The sequence below is a fragment of the Streptomyces catenulae genome, from assembly GCF_000718015.1.
GTDB classification, from domain to species: domain Bacteria; phylum Actinomycetota; class Actinomycetes; order Streptomycetales; family Streptomycetaceae; genus Streptomyces; species Streptomyces catenulae.
In genome coordinates, this window is sequence record NZ_JODY01000020.1 from 97,137 (window position 1) to 113,163 (window position 16,027).

Annotated in this window: 15 protein-coding genes; 3 read left to right on the plus strand and 12 right to left on the minus strand. The window is 74.5% G+C overall.

Annotated elements, in window-relative coordinates; genetic code table 11:
• Positions 1-136: 136 nt before the first annotated feature.
• From IF23_RS0118690 to IF23_RS0118725, 8 genes are read right to left on the minus strand one after another with little or no spacing between them, the layout of a single operon-like run.
• A complete protein-coding gene (locus IF23_RS0118690) occupies positions 137-928 on the minus strand; it encodes a DUF1684 domain-containing protein (RefSeq protein ID WP_030285090.1) in 792 nt (263 codons plus the stop codon).
• Positions 925-2,301: an NtaA/DmoA family FMN-dependent monooxygenase gene (locus IF23_RS0118695; protein WP_030285092.1), complete on the minus strand. Its 1,377-nt coding sequence runs from the start codon at positions 2,299-2,301 to the stop codon at positions 925-927. The genes IF23_RS0118690 and IF23_RS0118695 overlap by 4 nt, the downstream gene beginning before the upstream one ends.
• Positions 2,298-3,335 (minus strand): LLM class flavin-dependent oxidoreductase, encoded by a 1,038-nt coding sequence (locus IF23_RS0118700; protein WP_030285094.1) that lies wholly within the window; start codon positions 3,333-3,335, stop codon positions 2,298-2,300. The genes IF23_RS0118695 and IF23_RS0118700 overlap by 4 nt, the downstream gene beginning before the upstream one ends.
• A gap of 26 nt (positions 3,336-3,361) precedes the next feature.
• Positions 3,362-4,369 (minus strand): ABC transporter substrate-binding protein, encoded by a 1,008-nt coding sequence (locus tag IF23_RS0118705; protein ID WP_051739692.1) that lies wholly within the window; start codon positions 4,367-4,369, stop codon positions 3,362-3,364.
• 1 nt (position 4,370) lies between these two features.
• Positions 4,371-5,141 (minus strand): amino acid ABC transporter ATP-binding protein, encoded by a 771-nt coding sequence (locus IF23_RS0118710; protein ID WP_030285098.1) that lies wholly within the window; start codon positions 5,139-5,141, stop codon positions 4,371-4,373.
• Positions 5,138-6,022 carry an amino acid ABC transporter permease gene (locus IF23_RS0118715; RefSeq protein ID WP_030285100.1) on the minus strand — a complete coding sequence of 295 codons (885 nt, stop codon included), beginning with the start codon at positions 6,020-6,022 and terminating at the stop codon, positions 5,138-5,140. The genes IF23_RS0118710 and IF23_RS0118715 overlap by 4 nt, the downstream gene beginning before the upstream one ends.
• The gene (locus IF23_RS0118720; RefSeq protein WP_078654072.1) at positions 6,006-7,916 is read right to left on the minus strand and encodes an FAD/NAD(P)-binding protein; all 1,911 of its coding nucleotides are present in this window, start codon (positions 7,914-7,916) and stop codon (positions 6,006-6,008) included. Before IF23_RS0118720 ends, IF23_RS0118715 begins: the two co-directional genes overlap by 17 nt.
• Positions 7,913-8,791, minus strand: coding sequence for an amino acid ABC transporter permease (locus IF23_RS0118725; protein WP_030285103.1), 879 nt, complete (start codon positions 8,789-8,791; stop codon positions 7,913-7,915). The genes IF23_RS0118720 and IF23_RS0118725 overlap by 4 nt, the downstream gene beginning before the upstream one ends.
• 530 nt (positions 8,792-9,321) lie before the next feature.
• Between IF23_RS0118725 and IF23_RS0118730 the strand changes: the two genes are divergently transcribed.
• The 3 genes from IF23_RS0118730 to IF23_RS0118740 are packed head-to-tail and all read left to right on the plus strand — an operon-like array spanning position 9,322 to position 11,863.
• The gene (locus IF23_RS0118730; protein ID WP_051739693.1) at positions 9,322-10,413 is read left to right on the plus strand and encodes an LLM class flavin-dependent oxidoreductase; all 1,092 of its coding nucleotides are present in this window, start codon (positions 9,322-9,324) and stop codon (positions 10,411-10,413) included.
• A complete protein-coding gene (locus IF23_RS0118735) occupies positions 10,410-10,907 on the plus strand; it encodes a GNAT family N-acetyltransferase (protein WP_030285108.1) in 498 nt (165 codons plus the stop codon). The genes IF23_RS0118730 and IF23_RS0118735 overlap by 4 nt, the downstream gene beginning before the upstream one ends.
• Positions 10,904-11,863: an ABC transporter substrate-binding protein gene (locus IF23_RS0118740; protein ID WP_030285110.1), complete on the plus strand. Its 960-nt coding sequence runs from the start codon at positions 10,904-10,906 to the stop codon at positions 11,861-11,863. The genes IF23_RS0118735 and IF23_RS0118740 overlap by 4 nt, the downstream gene beginning before the upstream one ends.
• Before the next feature lie 64 nt (positions 11,864-11,927).
• Here the strand turns inward: IF23_RS0118740 and IF23_RS0118745 are convergent, their stop codons facing one another.
• The 4 genes from IF23_RS0118745 to IF23_RS31415 are packed head-to-tail and all read right to left on the minus strand — an operon-like array spanning position 11,928 to position 15,841.
• Positions 11,928-12,530 (minus strand): GTP-binding protein, encoded by a 603-nt coding sequence (locus IF23_RS0118745; RefSeq protein ID WP_030285112.1) that lies wholly within the window; start codon positions 12,528-12,530, stop codon positions 11,928-11,930.
• Positions 12,514-12,852 carry a DUF742 domain-containing protein gene (locus IF23_RS0118750; RefSeq protein ID WP_030285114.1) on the minus strand — a complete coding sequence of 113 codons (339 nt, stop codon included), beginning with the start codon at positions 12,850-12,852 and terminating at the stop codon, positions 12,514-12,516. Before IF23_RS0118750 ends, IF23_RS0118745 begins: the two co-directional genes overlap by 17 nt.
• Positions 12,849-13,274: a roadblock/LC7 domain-containing protein gene (locus IF23_RS0118755; RefSeq protein WP_030285116.1), complete on the minus strand. Its 426-nt coding sequence runs from the start codon at positions 13,272-13,274 to the stop codon at positions 12,849-12,851. The genes IF23_RS0118750 and IF23_RS0118755 overlap by 4 nt, the downstream gene beginning before the upstream one ends.
• Positions 13,271-15,841 carry a sensor histidine kinase gene (locus IF23_RS31415; RefSeq protein ID WP_078654073.1) on the minus strand — a complete coding sequence of 857 codons (2,571 nt, stop codon included), beginning with the start codon at positions 15,839-15,841 and terminating at the stop codon, positions 13,271-13,273. Before IF23_RS31415 ends, IF23_RS0118755 begins: the two co-directional genes overlap by 4 nt.
• Between the last annotated feature and the right edge of the window lie 186 nt (positions 15,842-16,027).

The following is a 16,027-nucleotide window of genomic DNA, read 5'->3' on the forward strand; positions in this document are numbered from 1 at the left end:
CAAGGGGGCCGCGCGGCGGCAGTGGGTGACGGACCGGGGTCAACCGCCTCCGGGCAGCGCGGAGTTCGCCGCCCCAGCAGACCCTCTCGGGTGCGCCGGGACGGCGGTTGACCCCCTCGGTCGGGGGTGGGACGGATCAGGTGCCGGAACGGTTCCGCTCCCCCGCCCGCAGGGCGAACGGGAGGGTGTTGCCGGGCGGCGGGAACGGACAGATGAAGTGGTCGACGAGGGCGCACGGCGGCAGCAGCGTCCGGTTGAGGTCGACGGTGACGGTGCCGTCCGCGGCGGGCGCCGGGGTCCGCAGGAAGCGGAAGCGGTAGCTCTCGGTGCCGCTGGTGGCGTCCGCGAGGACCGCCCAGAGCGAACCGTCGTCCTCGACCGCGACCTGGAGCGTCCGCTCGGCGCCCGCCACGGTGAACGCCAGCTCCCCGGCGAGCCCCAGCTCCCGGTGGACGCCGTCGGCGTTGGGCACCCGCACCGCGCGGCTCGCGCCGTACGGGCGGAAGCGGCCCGGCACCGTCCAGCGCGGGTCGTGGTCGTAGGCGTCGATACCGGTGAAGTCGCGGCGGGCGGGGGCGGCGGGGTCGAAGTCGCGGACCACCCAGAGGCCCTCGCGGCGCAGCACCGGCAGCCGTCGCGCGCCGTGGGCGATCCGGGCGGTCTCCGGTCCGGCGTCCGGCGCGAGGCGGATCTCCCCGTCGAGCGGGGCGCCGTCGGCGGTGAGGCCGTCGGCCGCGGTGGCGTGCAGCACGACCGCGTCGCCGTCCTCCGTCCAGCGGCCCACCAGCCCCGGGATCCGGCCGTCGGCGTGGTCGGCGAGCCAGAAGGTGCCGGTCAGGGCCAGTGGCCCGTAGGGGCGGGAGAGGTCGGCGGTGCGGCGCTCACGCCAGGCCCGCCACGCCGCGCGGGCGTCCGTACCGGTGCTCATGACGCCTCACCCTGCCATACCGGAGTCACTGCTTCCGGAAGACCGAGGTGGGAACGGAGGGTGCTGCCGGTGTACTCGGTGCGGAAGACGCCGCGCTCCTGGAGCAGCGGGACGACCCGGTCGACGAACGGGTCGAGCCCGTCGGGCGTCAGATGCGGGACGAGGATGAAACCGTCGGCCGCCCGGGCGCGGACGAACGCGGCCATCTCGGCGGCGACCGCCTGCGGGGTGCCGACGAACGACTGCCGACCGGTGGTCTCGATCACCGTCTCGCGCAGCGACAACCCCTTGGCCCGCGACACCTCCCGCCACCCGGCGACCACCGCCGCCGGGTCGGCGATCCTGACCCGGCCCTGCGCCAGCTCCGCGTGCGGGTCCGGGTCGATGTCCGGCAGCGGGCCGTCCGGGTCGTAGGAGGAGAGGTCGACGCCCCAGATCTGTTCGGCGGCGAGCAGGGCGTTCTGCGGGGAGATCTGGCGGCGGCGGATCTCGGCGGCGTGTTCCTGGGCCTCGGCGGCGGTGTCGCCGAGGACGAAGGTCACCCCCGGCATGATCTTGAGGTCGTCGGGCCGCCGCCCGTGGGCCGCGAGCCGTCCCTTGACGTCGGCGTAGAACGCCTGGCCCGCCGCGAGTCCGCTGTGCCGGGTGAAGATCACATCGGCGGTGGCGGCGGCGAAGTCCCGGCCCTCGGGCGAGTCCCCCGCCTGGATGATCACCGGGTGGCCCTGCGGGGAGCGCGGCAGGGTGAACGGCCCGGCGAGGTCGAAGTGGGGGCCGCGGTGGCGGACCGGATCGGGCGCCGGGCCGTCCCAGGAGTCCCACAACCGCCGGGCCGCGGCGACGAATTCGGCGGCGCGGGTGTAGCGGTCGGCGCGGTCGAGGTAGCCGCCGCGGCGGAAGTTCTCGCCGGTGAAGGCGTCGGAGGTGGTGACGACGTTCCAGGCGGCCCGGCCGTCGCTGAGGTGGTCGAGCGAGGAGAGGCGGCGGGCCAGTTCGTACGGTTCGTTGAAGGTCGCGTTGACGGTGGCGGCCAGGCCCAGCCGGTCGGTGACGGCGGCGAGCGCGGTCAGCACGGTCAGCGACTCCGGGCGCCCGACGACGTCGAGATCGTGGATGCGGCCCTTGTGCTCGCGCAGCCGCAGCCCTTCGGCGAGGAAGAAGAAGTCGAAGAGTCCGCGTTCGGCGGTCCGGGCGAGGTGGACGAAGGAGTCGAACCGGATCTGGCTGCCGAGCGAGGGACGGCGGCCCGCGCCCCGGCCGGTGGCGGGCGGGGCACCGTCCCAGACGGTGGTGTTGTTGACGCCCGGGAAGTGCGCGGCCAGATGGAGCTGCCGGGGCGTGGACGGGTCGGACGGGTGCGGGGCGGCGGTCATCGCTGGACCTCTCGGGCGCGGGCGTGGCGGTTGGCGGGGCGGGGCAGGCCCAGGTGCTCGCGGAGCGTGGCGCCCGGGTAGAAGCGGCGGAGCAGGCAGCGGTGCTGGAGGACCGGGACGGTGCCGTCGACCAGCAGCCCCAGGTCACGGGCGGGGTCGGCGGGCCGCAGATGGAAGCCGTCGGCCGCGCCGTCCGTGTACCAGTCGCCGATCAGCTCGGCGAGGGCGACGGCGTCCCCGGAGGCGTACAGCTCGATCGCCACCGAGGCGAGGACCAGCAACCGGTCCGGGTCGCGGCCCAGTGCGCGGGCGCGGGCGCGCAGGTCGTCGCGGGCGGCGGAGGCGGTGGCCGGGTCCTGGGCGCGGACGAGTGCGACATCGGCGTGTGCGGCGGCCACCTGCCGTACGGTCGCGCCGCCGGGCCCGGTGCCGGTGGCGTCGAGGACGACGGGCGGGCGGCCCTGCGGGGGCCGGGGCACGGTGGAGGGGCCGCGGACCGCGAAGAACTCCCCGGAGTAGTCGGCGTAGTGGAGCTTGTCGCGGTCGATGAAGCGGCCGCTCGCCCGGTCGCGGATCTCGGCGTCGTCCTCCCAGCTGTCCCAGAGCCGGGCGGCGACCTCCGCGACCTCGCCCGCCTCCCGCCACGCCGCCTCGGGCGCGGGCGCCGGGCGGCGGCCGAAGAGCGCCGCCTCGGCGGCGGTGAGCGAGACGTCCGGCTGCCAGCCCGCCCGGCCGCCGCTGACCCAGTCGAGGGTGGCGATCGAGGTGGCGACGTGGAAGGGCTCGGTGTGGGTGGTGGTGACGGTGGGGACCAGGCCGATACGGGTGGTGGCCGGGGCGACCCGGGACAGCACGGCGAGGGCGTCGGGCCCCGGGCGGCCGAAGGTGTCGCCGAGGGTGACGAAGTCGAGGGTGCCGCGCTCGGCGAGGCGGACCAGCCGGAGGTGGCCGGCGGCGTCGAAGCGCCGCGGGGCGGCCGGGGGCCCGTCGAGGGCGACGGCCAGCGGGATCGGGCGCGGTGCGGGTGAGGCCATGGGGGGTGCCTTCCGGGAGGGGGTGGTCAGGGCGTCCGGGGCAGGCCGGGCGGGTTGATCTGCGAGGTGGTGAGGGCTTCGGCGCCCAGTCCCCAGCGGTCGAGGACCGTGCGGTAGCTGCCGTCGGCGATGACGGCGCGCAGCGCGGCGGCGTACGCGCCGACCAGTCCGCCGCCCTTCTTCGTGGTGGCGGCGATCTTCCCCTGGACGGCGTCGCCGCCCCCGGAGAACCGCCCGACGCTCTCCGTCTGCCCCGCCGTGTTCACGTGGTACGCGACGGACGGGTTGGGGCCGAAGTAGCCGTCGATCCGGCCCGATTGGAGGGCCAGATAGGTGTCGGAGGTCTTCGGGTAGTAGCGGATGTCGACGGGTTTCCGGCCCGCCCGCACGTTCTGCTCGCTCCACTCCAGGAGGATCTTCTCCTGGTTGGTGGCGGTGCCGACGGCGAGGGTCCGCCCGGCGACGTCCGCGGGGCCACGGACCCGCCAGCGGGTGCCCTTGCGCGCCTCCACCGCCAGTTCGTCGCGGCGGTAGGTGGCGAAGTCGTACTTCTCCTTGCGCTCCTCGGTCACCGTGACGTTGGAGAAGACGGCGTCGAGCTTGCCGCTGTCCAGACCGACGAAGAGGTTCTCCCAGGAGAGCGGTTCCAGGCGCAGCCGCAGCCCGAGGGCGTCGGCGACCAGGGTGGCGAGGTCGGTCTCCACACCGATGAGGGTGCGGTCGTCGGTGGCGTAGAAGGTCAGCGGCGGGGAGCTCTCGGCGGCGACGCCGACCCGCAGTTCGCCGGTGGCGCGGACGCGCGCCGGGACCAGCGCCGCCGCGCGGGCGTTCTTCGCGGCGCGGACGCGGTGCTGGTCCGGCCCGATGTCGATCTTCGGGCCGCCCGCCGCGCCGACGGGTACGGCGGGCTCCACGGCGGCGCCGGAGCCGCAGGCGGCCAGCGCCGGTCCGGCGGCGAGGGCGAGGGCGGCGGTCAGGGCGCGGCGGCGGTTCACGGCGGGGCTCCTCGGGGCGGTCGCGCGGGGTCCGGGCATGTCAGAGGACCTTGGCGAGGAAGGCGCGGGTGCGGGCCTCGCGGGGTGCGTCGAGCAGCTGGCCGGGCGGGCCCTGTTCGACGATCCGGCCGTCCGCCATGAAGACGACGGTGTCGGCGACCTCCCGCGCGAAGCCGATCTCATGGGTGACGACGATCATCGTGGTGCCCCGGCGGGCCAGGTCCTTGATGACGTCGAGGACCTCCCCCACCAGCTCCGGGTCGAGCGCGGAGGTCGGCTCGTCGAAGAGGAGGAGTTTCGGCTCCAGGGCGAGGGCGCGGGCGATAGCGACGCGCTGTTGCTGGCCGCCGGAGAGCTGACGCGGGTAGGCGTCCGCCTTGTCGGCGAGCCCGACGCGGTCGAGCAGTGCGAGCGCGGTGGCGGTGGCCGCCTTGCGGGAGCGGCCCAGCGCCGACACGGGCGCCTCGGTGAGGTTCTCCACCACCGTCAGATGCGGGAAGAGGTGGAAGTCCTGGAAGACGAAGCCGATCCGGGTGCGCTGCCGCAGGATCTCCCGTTCGCGCAGCTCGTACAGCCTGTCGCCGGAGCGGCGGTAGCCGATGAGCGTGCCGTCGACGGCGACCGTGCCGCTGTCGACCTTCTCCAGGTGGTTGAGGGTGCGCAGCAGCGTGGACTTGCCGGAGCCGGACGGGCCGATGACGACGGTGACCTCACCGGCGGCGACCCGCAGATCCACCCCCTTGAGGACGTCGAGCGGGCCGAAGCTCTTGTGGACGGCGCGGACCTCGACCATCGCGGGCTGTGGACTCATCGGGTGGCTCCCTTGGCGAAGTGACGTTCGACGTGGTGCTGGAGGACGGAGAGCGCGCCGGTCAGCAGCAGGTACCAGACGGTGGCGACCATCAGCAGCGGGACGACGCGGCCGGTGCGGCCGTAGATGACCTGGACCTGGTAGAAGAGTTCGCCGATCGCCATGACGGAGACGATCGAGGTGCCCTTGAAGAGCGAGATGACCTCGTTGGCGGCGTTCGGCGCGATGGCGCGCATGGCCTGCGGCAGCACGATGCGGCGCAGTTGGCGCAGGCGCGGGATGCCGAGGGCGGCGGCCGCCTCCCGCTGCCCGGCGTCGACGGCGAGGACACCGCCGCGGACGATCTCGGCGGCGTACGCGGCCTGGTGCAGGGCGAGGCCGAGGACCGCCGCGCCCATGGCGCCGACCAGGTCCGTCGTGGGGAAGGAGAAGAAGCCGGGGCCGAAGGGGACGCCGAGGTCGATACGGCGGTAGAGGTAGGCGAGGTTGAACCAGAACAGCAGCTGGACGATGAGCGGGACGGAGCGGAAGACCCAGACGTAGCCGTGGGCGACGGCGCGCAGGAAGGGGCTGGCGGACAGCCGCAGGAAGGCCAGCACGATGCCGAGGGCGAAGCCGAGCGCGGTGCCGTAGGCGGTGAGCCGGAGGGTGGTGCCGACGGCGTGCAGTACCGCGGGCGCGGTGACGTACTGCGCGAACACCGCCCATTCCCAGGCCGGGTTGGTGGCCAGACCGTGGACGAACTGGGCGAGGAGTACGGCGGTCACCGCGACGGCGGCCCAGCGCCAGGGGTGGCGCACGGGCACCACCCGTAGCGTCTCCGGGCCGTCCGCGCCGGGCGGTGCCGAGGTGGCGGCGGGGGGTTCAGCGGTCAGCGGCACGGCGGTCCTCGCGGGTGGCGGTACGGGCGGTGCGGGGCCGCGCGGCGGGCGGCGCCGCGCGCTCCGTCAGGAAGGTGAGCAGCGCCCGCGCGCTCGCGTCGTTCTGCCGGAAGGCGGGCGCGTTGGTACGGGGCCGGGTGAAGGCGCCGCCGGAGCGGGCGTCGGTGTGCGGGCCGAGGGCGAAGCGGCGGGGATGCGGGCGGCCCGCGCGGTCCAGGACGCGGCCGTCGGCGGGGTCCACGGCGAGCAGTCCGGTGGGCGTGGCGGCGGCGCCGTCGGCGTGCAGGGCGCGCAGCAGCGCGTCGGCGGAGCGGACCACGGTCGGCTCCGGCAGCCGCGCCTCGACCAGCGCGCGGGCGTCGGTCGCGGCGCCGGGCACGGTCGCCGACCGGGCGGTGAACCGTCCGGTGGCCGGGTCGGCGGTGACGGTGGTACCGGCGCCGAGGAAGCGGACCAGTCCGGCGCGGGAGAGGGCGAGCAGCTGCCGCAGCCGGGGGCCGGGCGGCCCGGAGGCGAGGTAGCTGAAGAACCCGTGCCACCAGGGGCCGCGGTCGCCGATCCGCACCAACTGCCCGTAGACGGAGAGCAGCGCCAGGAAGACGGCCTGGTCGGGGCTGTACGCCGGGTCGTGGCGGCGGGTCAGATCGGCCTCGATGTGGGCGCGCAGGGTGTCCTGGAGGGTGTCGGTGTCCGGGAGGCGCAGCCCGGCCAGCGGGTGGTCGAGGGCGGTGAGGTCGAGGCGGTCGGCCGGATCGGGCACCGCCTCCTCGGCCAGTGCGCGGCGGGCGGCGGCGTCCCCGGCGGCGTACCGGCGCTCGAAGGCGGACCAGGGCAGCCGGGTGCGTTCGGGGTGGGCGGTGAAGAGGCGGTGGTAGTGGGCGAAGCCCAGCTCCGCCTCGATCAGCGGGCGGATGTCGGCGTCGAAGGAGAAGCCGCCGGGCCGGGCGAGCACCGCGTCGACCTCGGCGGGGCCGAGGAAGCGCGGCAGCGGCGGGCGGGGCGCGTCCGGTTCGTAGCCGATCTTGGAGCGGTAGGGGACGCCGCGGCGCGAGCCGACGTGCAGCACCGGTTCGCGGCCCGACGGGTGGTACGTCAGCCGCCCGTCGGACCCCTCGGTGTACCGGCCGCCGCGGCCCTCGGTGACCAGCACCATCAGATCGACGAAGGCGAGGCCGAACCCGCGGACCAGTACCGGCTCGCCGGGCCGCAGCCCGTCGAGAGCGGCGTCGGCGGTGAAGCCCGGCGGCAGGTACGTCAGCCCGTGCCGCGCCGCGAAGTCCGTCAACTCCCGCTGCTCCGCGTCCGGTTCGGCGTCCAGGTGCCCGAGGGCGAGCACCACGGCGTCGGCGGTGAGCGGCGCCGGGCAGCCCTCCAGCCACACCTGCTGGCGGCCGTCGGCGGGCCCGGCGAGGCGGACCGCGCGGCGGCGGTGCTCATGGACGGCGACATGCGGCGGCAGCGCGGCCACCGCACGCTCGTACGCCCAGGTCAGATAGGCGCTCTGGAGGCGGCGGCCGGGGAAGTCGCGCGGGCCGAGGGCGGCGACGGCGGCGGCGACGTCCGGGGTGACGCGGATGCCGCCGGAGCGGACCGCGGCGCACCACCGGGCGAGCGACGGCCCCGGGCGCACCGGACCGGCCATCTCCACGGTGTCGTCGGTGAAGAGGGTGGAGTCGTCGGGCAGCGAGTTCATCCAGAGCAGCGGCGACTGGTCCCGGCGCCAGATCCGGCCGCCGCCCGGCGGGTACGGGTCGACGAGGTGCAGGTCGAGCGGGGCGTCGCCGTACAGCTCGGGGGCGTTGGCGGCGATCCGTTCGACGATGCCGGTGGCGCGGGGTCCGGCGCCGACGATCACCACGGCGGGGCGCCCGGTCCGGCGCCGCGCGGCGCTCACCGGGCACCGGCCGTTCCGCGGGCGTAGCGCCGCTCGACGTAGTGCTGGCCGACGGAGAGCAGCGAGGTGATGATCACGTACCAGACGGTGGCGACCATCAGCATCGGGATGACCTGGTAGGTGCGGTGGTAGATCAACTGCACCGAGTAGAGCAGGTCGTTGACGGCGATCATGGAGACGACGGAGGTGCCCTTGAGGGTGCCGATCAGCATGTTCCCGGCGGGCGGCACGATCGACCGCATGGCCTGCGGCAGCACGATCCGGCGCAGTCGGCGCCACCGGCCGAGCCCCAGCGACTGGGCCGCCTCCGTCTGCCCCCGGTCCACGGAGAGGATCCCGGCCCGCACCACCTCGGCGGCGTAGGCGGCCTCGTGGAGCGTCAGACCGAGGACGGCGATGACGGGCGGCGCCAGCAGATGGACCGTCCGGACGCCGAGGAGCGTCGGGTAGAGCGCGCCGATGTTGAACCAGAACAGCAGCTGGACCAGGATCGGCACCGACCGGAAGAGCCAGATGTAGCCCGCGCTGACGCCGCGCAGCACGGGGTTGGCGGCGAGCCGCATGGTGGCGAGCAGGGTACCCAGCGCGAAGCCGAGGACCAGCACGGCGGCGGTCAGCCCGAGCGTGAGCAGCAGCCCGTTCAGGACCGGGGTGGTGAGGAAGTAGGCGGCGACGAGGTCCCACCGGAAGGCGTCGTTCCCGGCGACGGAGCGGAGGACGAGCCCCAGCAGGACGAGGACGACGGCGGCGGCCGCCCACTGGCCGAGCGGGCGGCGGGCGACGACACGGGGCGGCGCCGCACCCGTGGGAGGCCCGTCGGCGGGCGGTGGGGCGGACGAGGGGACGGCGGGGGTGCGGAGGGTGCCGGAGGGCATGCGAAGGCTCCGTGGATGCGGTGATCGAACACGGGAGATGCGCCTTCACAGGCAGAACGGTCGCGCCCCTCAGCACGGCCGTGGAGCGAGGCTATGGGGTCAACACGGCGTGCTGTCAAGGCTGTCCACACTGTGAGCGGTGCGGCAGGACGCGGTTGACGCGCCACCGGATGCCTGTTCCACTGGGCCGCATGAACGCATGGCAGCGGCTGGTCACCCGCGACCACATCGACTTCGGTCGTGTGTGGTCGGCGTCCTGTTGAGCTGACGCCCTGCCCTGAGGCCCGCCGCCTTCGCCGGACGGGCCGATCCGCGGTTCCGCCTTCTTGCCACCGCGCCTTCACACCGTGCCGCCCGGCGGCACACCTCCCCCTCGCGTCTCCCGGATCCCGGGCGCCCGCCGCCCCGGCTCCGCCGCTCCACCCGTCGCCCGTGCCCGCCCGTGCGCGCCGCCTTCCGGCGTGCCCGGGCCCGCCCGGTGCACCCGCTCCGACCTCCCGTTCCTTCGGCACGCGCGAAGAAGGGCCGATATGCGCTTCGGCGTCATGACACTCATCGACCACGTCCCGGACGCCCGCTCCGGACACCTCGTCTCCCCCACCGAACGGTTCCGCGAAGTCGTCGACCTCGCGGTACTGGCCGAAGAGTTGGGCTTCGATGCCTTCGGGGTGGGCGAACGGCACGGCCCGCCGTTCCTCTCCAGCTCCCCGCCCGCGGTGCTCGGCGCGATCGCCGCCCGCACCCACCGCATCCGGCTCTTCACCACCGTCACCGTGCTCTCCACCCTCGACCCGGTCCGCGTCGCCGAGGACTACGCCACCGTCGACCAGCTCTCCGGCGGCCGTCTGGAACTCACCATCGGCAAGGGCAACGCCCCCGAACCCTGGGCGCTCTTCGGCCGCGACAGCCGGGCGCAGTACGCCCTCCAGGAGGAGAACTACGAACTGCTGCGGCGGCTGTGGCGCGAGGAGAAGGTCACCTGGTCCGGCTCCTACCGCCCGCCGCTGACCGGGGCGACCACCCTGCCGCGCCCATACCGGCAGCCGCCCACCGTCTGGCACGGCAGCGCCACCAGCACCCGCTCCGTGGAGCTGGCCGCCCTCTGGGGCGACCCCCTCTTCGCCGCCAACGCCATCCAACCGGTGGCCGATTACGCCGCCCTCGTCGACCGCTACCGCACCCGCTGGGCGGCGTACGGCCACGATCCGGCCGCCGCCCTCGTCGGCTCCGGCGGCACCCTCTTCGCCGCGCCCGACGACCGCACCGCCCGCCGGCGGTTCGCGCCGTACTACGAGTCGGCCGTCGCCGCCCGGAACGTGCCCGGCAACAACACGCCGTTCCGTACCGTCGACGAAGCCGCCGATCTGGGACCGGCGTTCATCGGCTCCCCCGCCCGGATCGCCGACAAGATCGCCGCCCAGCACCGGGCGTACGGCCACGCCCTCCAGTTCTTCTCCGTCGACACCGCCGGACTGCCCTACGCCCACCGCGCCGAGGTGCTGCACCTGACCGCCGCCGAGGTGCTGCCGCAGCTCCGCCACGCCCTGCCCGACCCGCTGACCTGGCCGGACCCGACGGCGCCGGACGCGGACGCGGCGCCCGCCGCGGAGCCGGTCCGGTGACCGCCGTCCGCCGCGCCGACGGCCCCACCGTGCTGCACACCACCGTCACCGACCCGCTCGCCCGCCCGCTCCTCGACGAACTCACCCACGAGTACACCGCGCGCTACGGCGCACCCGTCGACCTCGACCGGGAGTACCCGCCGTCCGCGTTCGCCCCGCCGCACGGCGCGTTCCTGCTGCTCCTGGAGGGCGGCGAACCGGTCGCCGGGGGCGCCTACCGCCGCCGCGACGCCCGCACCGCCGAGCTGAAACGCATCTGGACGCACTCCGCCCACCGCCGCCGCGGACTGGCCCGCCGGGTGCTCCGGGCGCTGGAGCGGGAGGCCACCGCCCACGGCTACACCCGTCTCTACCTGACGACCGGACCCCGGCAGCCGGAGGCCCGGGGCCTGTACCTCGCGGCGGGCTACCGCCCGCTCTTCGACCTGACCGCACCGCCGGAGTCGATCGGCCCGCTGCCGTTCGAGAAACCCCTGGAGACCCGCCGCCCATGACCCGCCCCCGCTCCCCGAGACGGACCGCCCGCACCGCCGCGGTGCGCACCGCCGCCCTCCTCGCCGCCGCCGCGCTGCCCCTCGCCGGGTGCGCGGAACCGGCGGCCACCGGTGCGGACGCGCCGGGCGGCGGCGCCACCGCCGTCCCCACCGCCGATGTCGTCTCCGGTATCGCCGAGGACCCGGCCGCCGCCGCGCTGCTGCCCGCCGACGTCCGCGCCCGCGGCACGCTCGCCCTCGCCGCCAGCATCAGCTCGCTGCCCGGCGCGGTCTATCTGCCGGACGGCAGGACCGTCGCCGGTGAGGACATCGACCTCGCGGACGCCGTCGGCAAGGCCCTGGGCCTGCGGCTGAAACGGGAACCGGCGAGCTTCGAGGCGATCCTCCCCGCCCTCGGCAGCGGCCGGTACGACGTCGGCACCGGCAACTTCGGCGTCACCGACGCCCGCCGCAAAACCCTCGACTTCGTCACCTACGTCAACGACGGCCAGGGCTTCGCCGTCCGCGAGGACAGCACGCTGAAGAAGGTCACCACGCTGACGCAGCTGTGCGGACTGACCGTCGCCACCGGCGCCGGAACCACCTTCGAGGCGACGCTGGAGCAGGAACGCCCCCGCTGCGCCGCCGCCGGGAAGAAGCCGTACGACGTCAAGACGTACGCCGAGATCTCCGCGCTCTACGCCTCGCTCCAGCAGGGCCGCACCGATGTGGTGATGAGCACCGTCAACGGGCTGCGCTACGCCGTCGACCGCCAGCCCGGGCTGCGCTTCCTCAACGCCTACAAACGGCTGGACGTCGGCTTCGCCCTCAAGAAGCACAGCCCGCTGGCCCCCGCCTTCCGGGCCGCCGTCAACCATCTGATCGAGAACGGGAGTTACCACAAGATCCTCAAGAAGTGGGGCACCGCCGACTCGGCGCTCACCACCTCGCGGATCAGCCCCCCGGAGATCCGCTGACACGGCTGCGGGGCACGGGCCGCCCTCCCGGACCGCCCGCGCCCCGCACCGGGTGCGCCGCCGCCTACCGCGCCGCCGCACCCGCCTTCGCCGGTCCGCCGGTGACGTGCTGGTGCACGACCCGGTCCATCAGCGCGGCCAGCACATCGCGGACCGAGGACCGGTCACGGGCGTCGCAGGTGAGGACCGGCACCTCCGGCCCGATGCCCAGCGCCTCGCGGACCTCGTCCAGCGCGAAGAGCTGCGCCCCGTCGAAGCGGTTGACCGCCAGGACGAACGGTGTGCCGCGCTCCTCGAAGTAGTCGAGCGCGGGGAAGGAGTCCTCGATCCGCCGGGTGTCCACCAGCACGATCGAGCCCAGCGCGCCCTCCACCAGGTCGTCCCAGAGGAACGAGAACCGGTCCTGGCCCGGCGTGCCGAAGAGATAGAGCACGATCGACGGGTCGAGGGTGATCCGGCCGAAGTCCAGCGCCACGGTCGTGGTGGTCTTGTTCTCCACTCCGACCAGCGAGTCCACCCCGACCGAGACCTGGGTGATCGCGGCTTCGGTGTCCAGCGGTTCGATCTCCGAGACCGCGCCGATGAACGTCGTCTTGCCCACCCCCAGCCCCCCGCTGATCACGATCTTCACGGCGAGCGGTGCGGCTTTGTCAGAGCGCCCGGACATGGTCCCTGATCCTCTCCAGGACATGGAGCGGCAGCTCCGTGGGTTGTTGACAGACCAGCAGGCCACCGACGACCAGATCGGAGATGAGCACCTTGGCCACCCCCAGCGGCACACCGATCTTCTCGGCCACCTCGGCGACCATCGTCGGCTGCGCACAGAGCGCCACGATCCGGCGCCGCTCGAACTCCAACGAGCCCGGCGACGCCTCGGGCACCGCCACGACCAGCGTCTCCAGCCGCAGATCGGCATGGGTCGGCTCGACGCGCCCGCCGGTCATGATGAACGGCCGGACGAACAGCGCGTCCTCCAGCTCCTCGCTCATCGGGGCAGAACCTGCCGCAGATCGGCGATGAGCGCCGGGGTCAGCAGATCACCGGCGCGCTCGGCGAGCACCGCCATCTCGTAGCCGACCAGCCCGAGTTCGCCACTGCTGTCGGCGAGCACGCCCAGACAGCTGCCGTCGCGGATCGCGGAGACCAGCAGGAAGCCGCGGCCCATCTCGATCATGATGAGCTTGACGCCGTCGAACTCGTAGCGGCGCGAGGCGCTCCGCGCCAGGCTGGACAGGCCCGAGACGACCGCCGCGAGATGGTCCGCGTCGGTGCGGCCCAGCCCGTCGGAGACGGCGATCAGCAGACCGTCCGAGGAGACCGCGACGGCATCGCGGACCCCGTCGGTGCGGCGGACGAAATTGGCCAGCAGCCAATTGAACGTCTGGGAATCGTGGTGCAGGTCGACGCTCACGCGTGGTCACCCTTCTCGACGGTGGCCGTCGGCTCCGGCTCCTTCGGCTGCGACTCGGACCGCGACCCGGGCTGCGACCCGGGGGACGCGTCCGTCCCGGGTGCGGCGGACTCCGCGTCCCGGGCCGCCCGCTCGCGCGCCCGCTCCTCGTTCCGCTCCCGCTGCGCCTGCCGCTCCTTCTCCTTCTCGACGCTGATGGCGCCGCGCATATGGGCGCTGCGCAGCCCGGCGAGCATCCCGGAGACCTCGTCCGGCGAGCGCTCCGGCGTCGGCGCGGCCTCCTGCTGCCAGCGCGGCGCCACCGCCTCGTCCACCGCGGACCGGATGGCGCTGCGCCGGGCCCGCTTGACCAGGCCGTTACGGGTACGGGCCGCGGAGGAGCCGCGCGGCCCGGCCGGAGCCGCCGCGCCCTCCCCGTCGTCCCGGGCGGCGCGCGGCCGGGGCAGCGCCGCATCGGCGCCACCGGCCGGACGGGGCGCGGGCGCCGCGTCGCGGTCCGGGGCATCCGGGGTCGCCGTGGTCGCGGCCTCCGGGCGGGCCGGGCGCCGCTCCGCCGCCTCCGCCGGGGTGGTCTGCTCGTCGGGCACCGTCCGCTCCTTCTCCCCGCGCACGGCCGGGACGTCGGGGACGGTCGGCGCGGTCGCGGAGTCGGTCAGCAAGGTCGCCGGGATGAGCACCCGGGCGACGGTTCCGGCGGCCGGTGCCTCGCCGAGGCGGACCTCGATCCCGCACTTGCGGGCCAGGGCGCCGACGACGAAGTGGCCCAGGAACCGGGTGGGTTCGGCCATGAAGCTGGCGGCCCCGGAGAGCCGGACGTTCGCCTCGGCCATCGCCGGGGCGGGCATCCCGGTGCCGTGGTCGACGATGGCGACGAGGTATCCGGCGCTGGTGCGGCGGCCCTCGACCTCGACGTCGGTGTCCGGCGGGGAGAAGCTGAGCGCGTTCTCGACCAGTTCGGCCAGCAGATGCGCGATCTCGGAGACGACGGTGCCGCTGACGAACGCGGCGTCCACCCGGCGCAGATTGACCCGGCGGTACTCCTCCACCTCGGACAGGGCCGCGCGGATCACGTCGGTCACCGACAGCGGGGTGGCCCAGGTCCGCGGGCTGGCCTCCCCGGCGAGCACCAGCAGGCTCTCGGCGTTACGGCGCATCCGGGTCGCGAGGTGGTCCAGCTCGAAGAGGTTGGCGAGGGTCGCGGGGTCGGCGTCCTCGTGCTCCAGCTTGTTGATGAAGCTGATCTGACGGCGGACCAGGTTCTGGTTCCGGCGGCCGAGGTTGACCAGCGACTCGGTGGCGTTGCGGCGCAGCACGGCCTGCTCGGTGGCGAGGTCGTAGGCGACCTTCTGCATCTGGTCGAAGGCGTCGGCCAGCTGCCGGATCTCGGTGCCCGAGCCGGTCGGTACGGAGAGCGGGCCGAGCGGTTCGGGGGCGCCGGACTCCTTCTGGACGCGGGCGACGGCGGCGGGCAGCCGGTTCCCGGAGACGTCGCGGGCCTGCCGGGTCAGCGCGCCGAGCGGCCCGGAGACCGAGCGGGCGGCGCCGATCGCGAGGGCGGCGAGCGCGGCGATCGAGCCGAGCGCCAGCACCCCGAAGAAGACCAGCGTGCGGGTGGCGTCGGACTCCAGCTCACCGGCGCGGGCGGTGATGTCCCGGCCCAGCGAGATCTGGACGGTGCGCAGCCCGTTGATGGTGGAGGTCGCCGACTCGTACCAGGCGGTGGCCGGGATCCGGGCGGGCAGCCGGCCGTGACCGGCGACGATCTGCTGGACGTAGCCGAGCAGCTGCTGTGCGGCGGGGGTCTCCAGCGCCTCCTTCAGCTGTTGCCGCTGCGGCCCGGTGGCCCACTCGGGGAAGGCGGCGGCGGCCGACAGGCGTCCGGCGCGGGCGGTCAGGAAGCGGGTGTAGTCGTCGCCGCGGAACGCCCCGCGGTGCAGCGAGCCGAGCACGACGGCGCGCTCCTGGCCCAGCAGCTCCTTCATCGAGCCCAACACCTGGAGCGCCTGGTAGTCGGCGCGCAGCCGGGCGTCGCGGACGTGGACGAGACCGAGGTCGAGGCGGCCGAGGGCCTCGTCGGTGCCGGTGAAGTAGTCGTAGGTACGGGCGACGACGCCGGTGCCGTTGTCGGCGGCGGCGCGGATGTCCTTGAGGGCGTCGGCGCGGTGGAGTGCGGTGCGGACGGAGTCGGCGGCCGGGTCGTCGCGGTCGGCCAACTCGTCGTCGACCTCGGCGCGCGCGGCGTCGGTGAGCTTGCGCTGCGCCAGCATGCCGGTGCGGAACTCGGTGATCCCGCCGACGTAGCCGGTGGTCAGGCCGCGTTCCTTCTGGTGTTCGTGGAGGAATCCCTGGAGGGCGTCGGCGAGATGGGCGTCCGACGCGGTGGCGGCGGCGTTCTCGTAGTCGCCGATCTGGTGGGCGGCGGAGAAGCCGAGCAGGGCCAGGAGTATCGCGAGTGCGACGCAGAGGATGCGGATGAGCTTGGCGCGGATGGTGCGCGGCGCCACGACGCCTGCCGTGAACGCCCGCCGGAAGCGCGCGGACCGGGCTTCCGTGGTCTGTGTTTCCACTGGGTGACTTTCGAAGGTGTGTGGTTCGGACAGCAGACGGAATCTGCTGCCGTGTCAACGACCTTCCGTTGTGTCGGTCACCCGATCATCTGCCCGGCTCCGCGGCGTTTTCCCGGGCCGGGGACATATGCCCTGGTCCCCCGCCGGAACCTACCCGGCGGTCGAAGAGGCTTCCCGGGGACCGTG

Excerpts from the sequence above, each read along its gene's own strand:
- IF23_RS0118690 (WP_030285090.1), bottom strand. The coding sequence starts at position 928 with ATGAGCACCGGTACGGACGCCCGCGCGGCGTGGCGGGCCTGGCGTGAG.
- IF23_RS0118695 (WP_030285092.1), bottom strand. The coding sequence starts at position 2,301 with ATGACCGCCGCCCCGCACCCGTCCGACCCGTCCACGCCCCGGCAGCTC.
- IF23_RS0118700 (WP_030285094.1), bottom strand. The coding sequence starts at position 3,335 with ATGGCCTCACCCGCACCGCGCCCGATCCCGCTGGCCGTCGCCCTCGAC.
- IF23_RS0118705 (WP_051739692.1), bottom strand. The coding sequence starts at position 4,369 with ATGCCCGGACCCCGCGCGACCGCCCCGAGGAGCCCCGCCGTGAACCGC.
- IF23_RS0118710 (WP_030285098.1), bottom strand. The coding sequence starts at position 5,141 with ATGAGTCCACAGCCCGCGATGGTCGAGGTCCGCGCCGTCCACAAGAGC.
- IF23_RS0118725 (WP_030285103.1), bottom strand. The coding sequence starts at position 8,791 with ATGCCCTCCGGCACCCTCCGCACCCCCGCCGTCCCCTCGTCCGCCCCA.
- IF23_RS0118730 (WP_051739693.1), top strand. The coding sequence starts at position 9,322 with ATGCGCTTCGGCGTCATGACACTCATCGACCACGTCCCGGACGCCCGC.
- IF23_RS0118740 (WP_030285110.1), top strand. The coding sequence starts at position 10,904 with ATGACCCGCCCCCGCTCCCCGAGACGGACCGCCCGCACCGCCGCGGTG.
- IF23_RS0118745 (WP_030285112.1), bottom strand. The coding sequence starts at position 12,530 with ATGTCCGGGCGCTCTGACAAAGCCGCACCGCTCGCCGTGAAGATCGTG.
- IF23_RS0118750 (WP_030285114.1), bottom strand. The coding sequence starts at position 12,852 with ATGAGCGAGGAGCTGGAGGACGCGCTGTTCGTCCGGCCGTTCATCATG.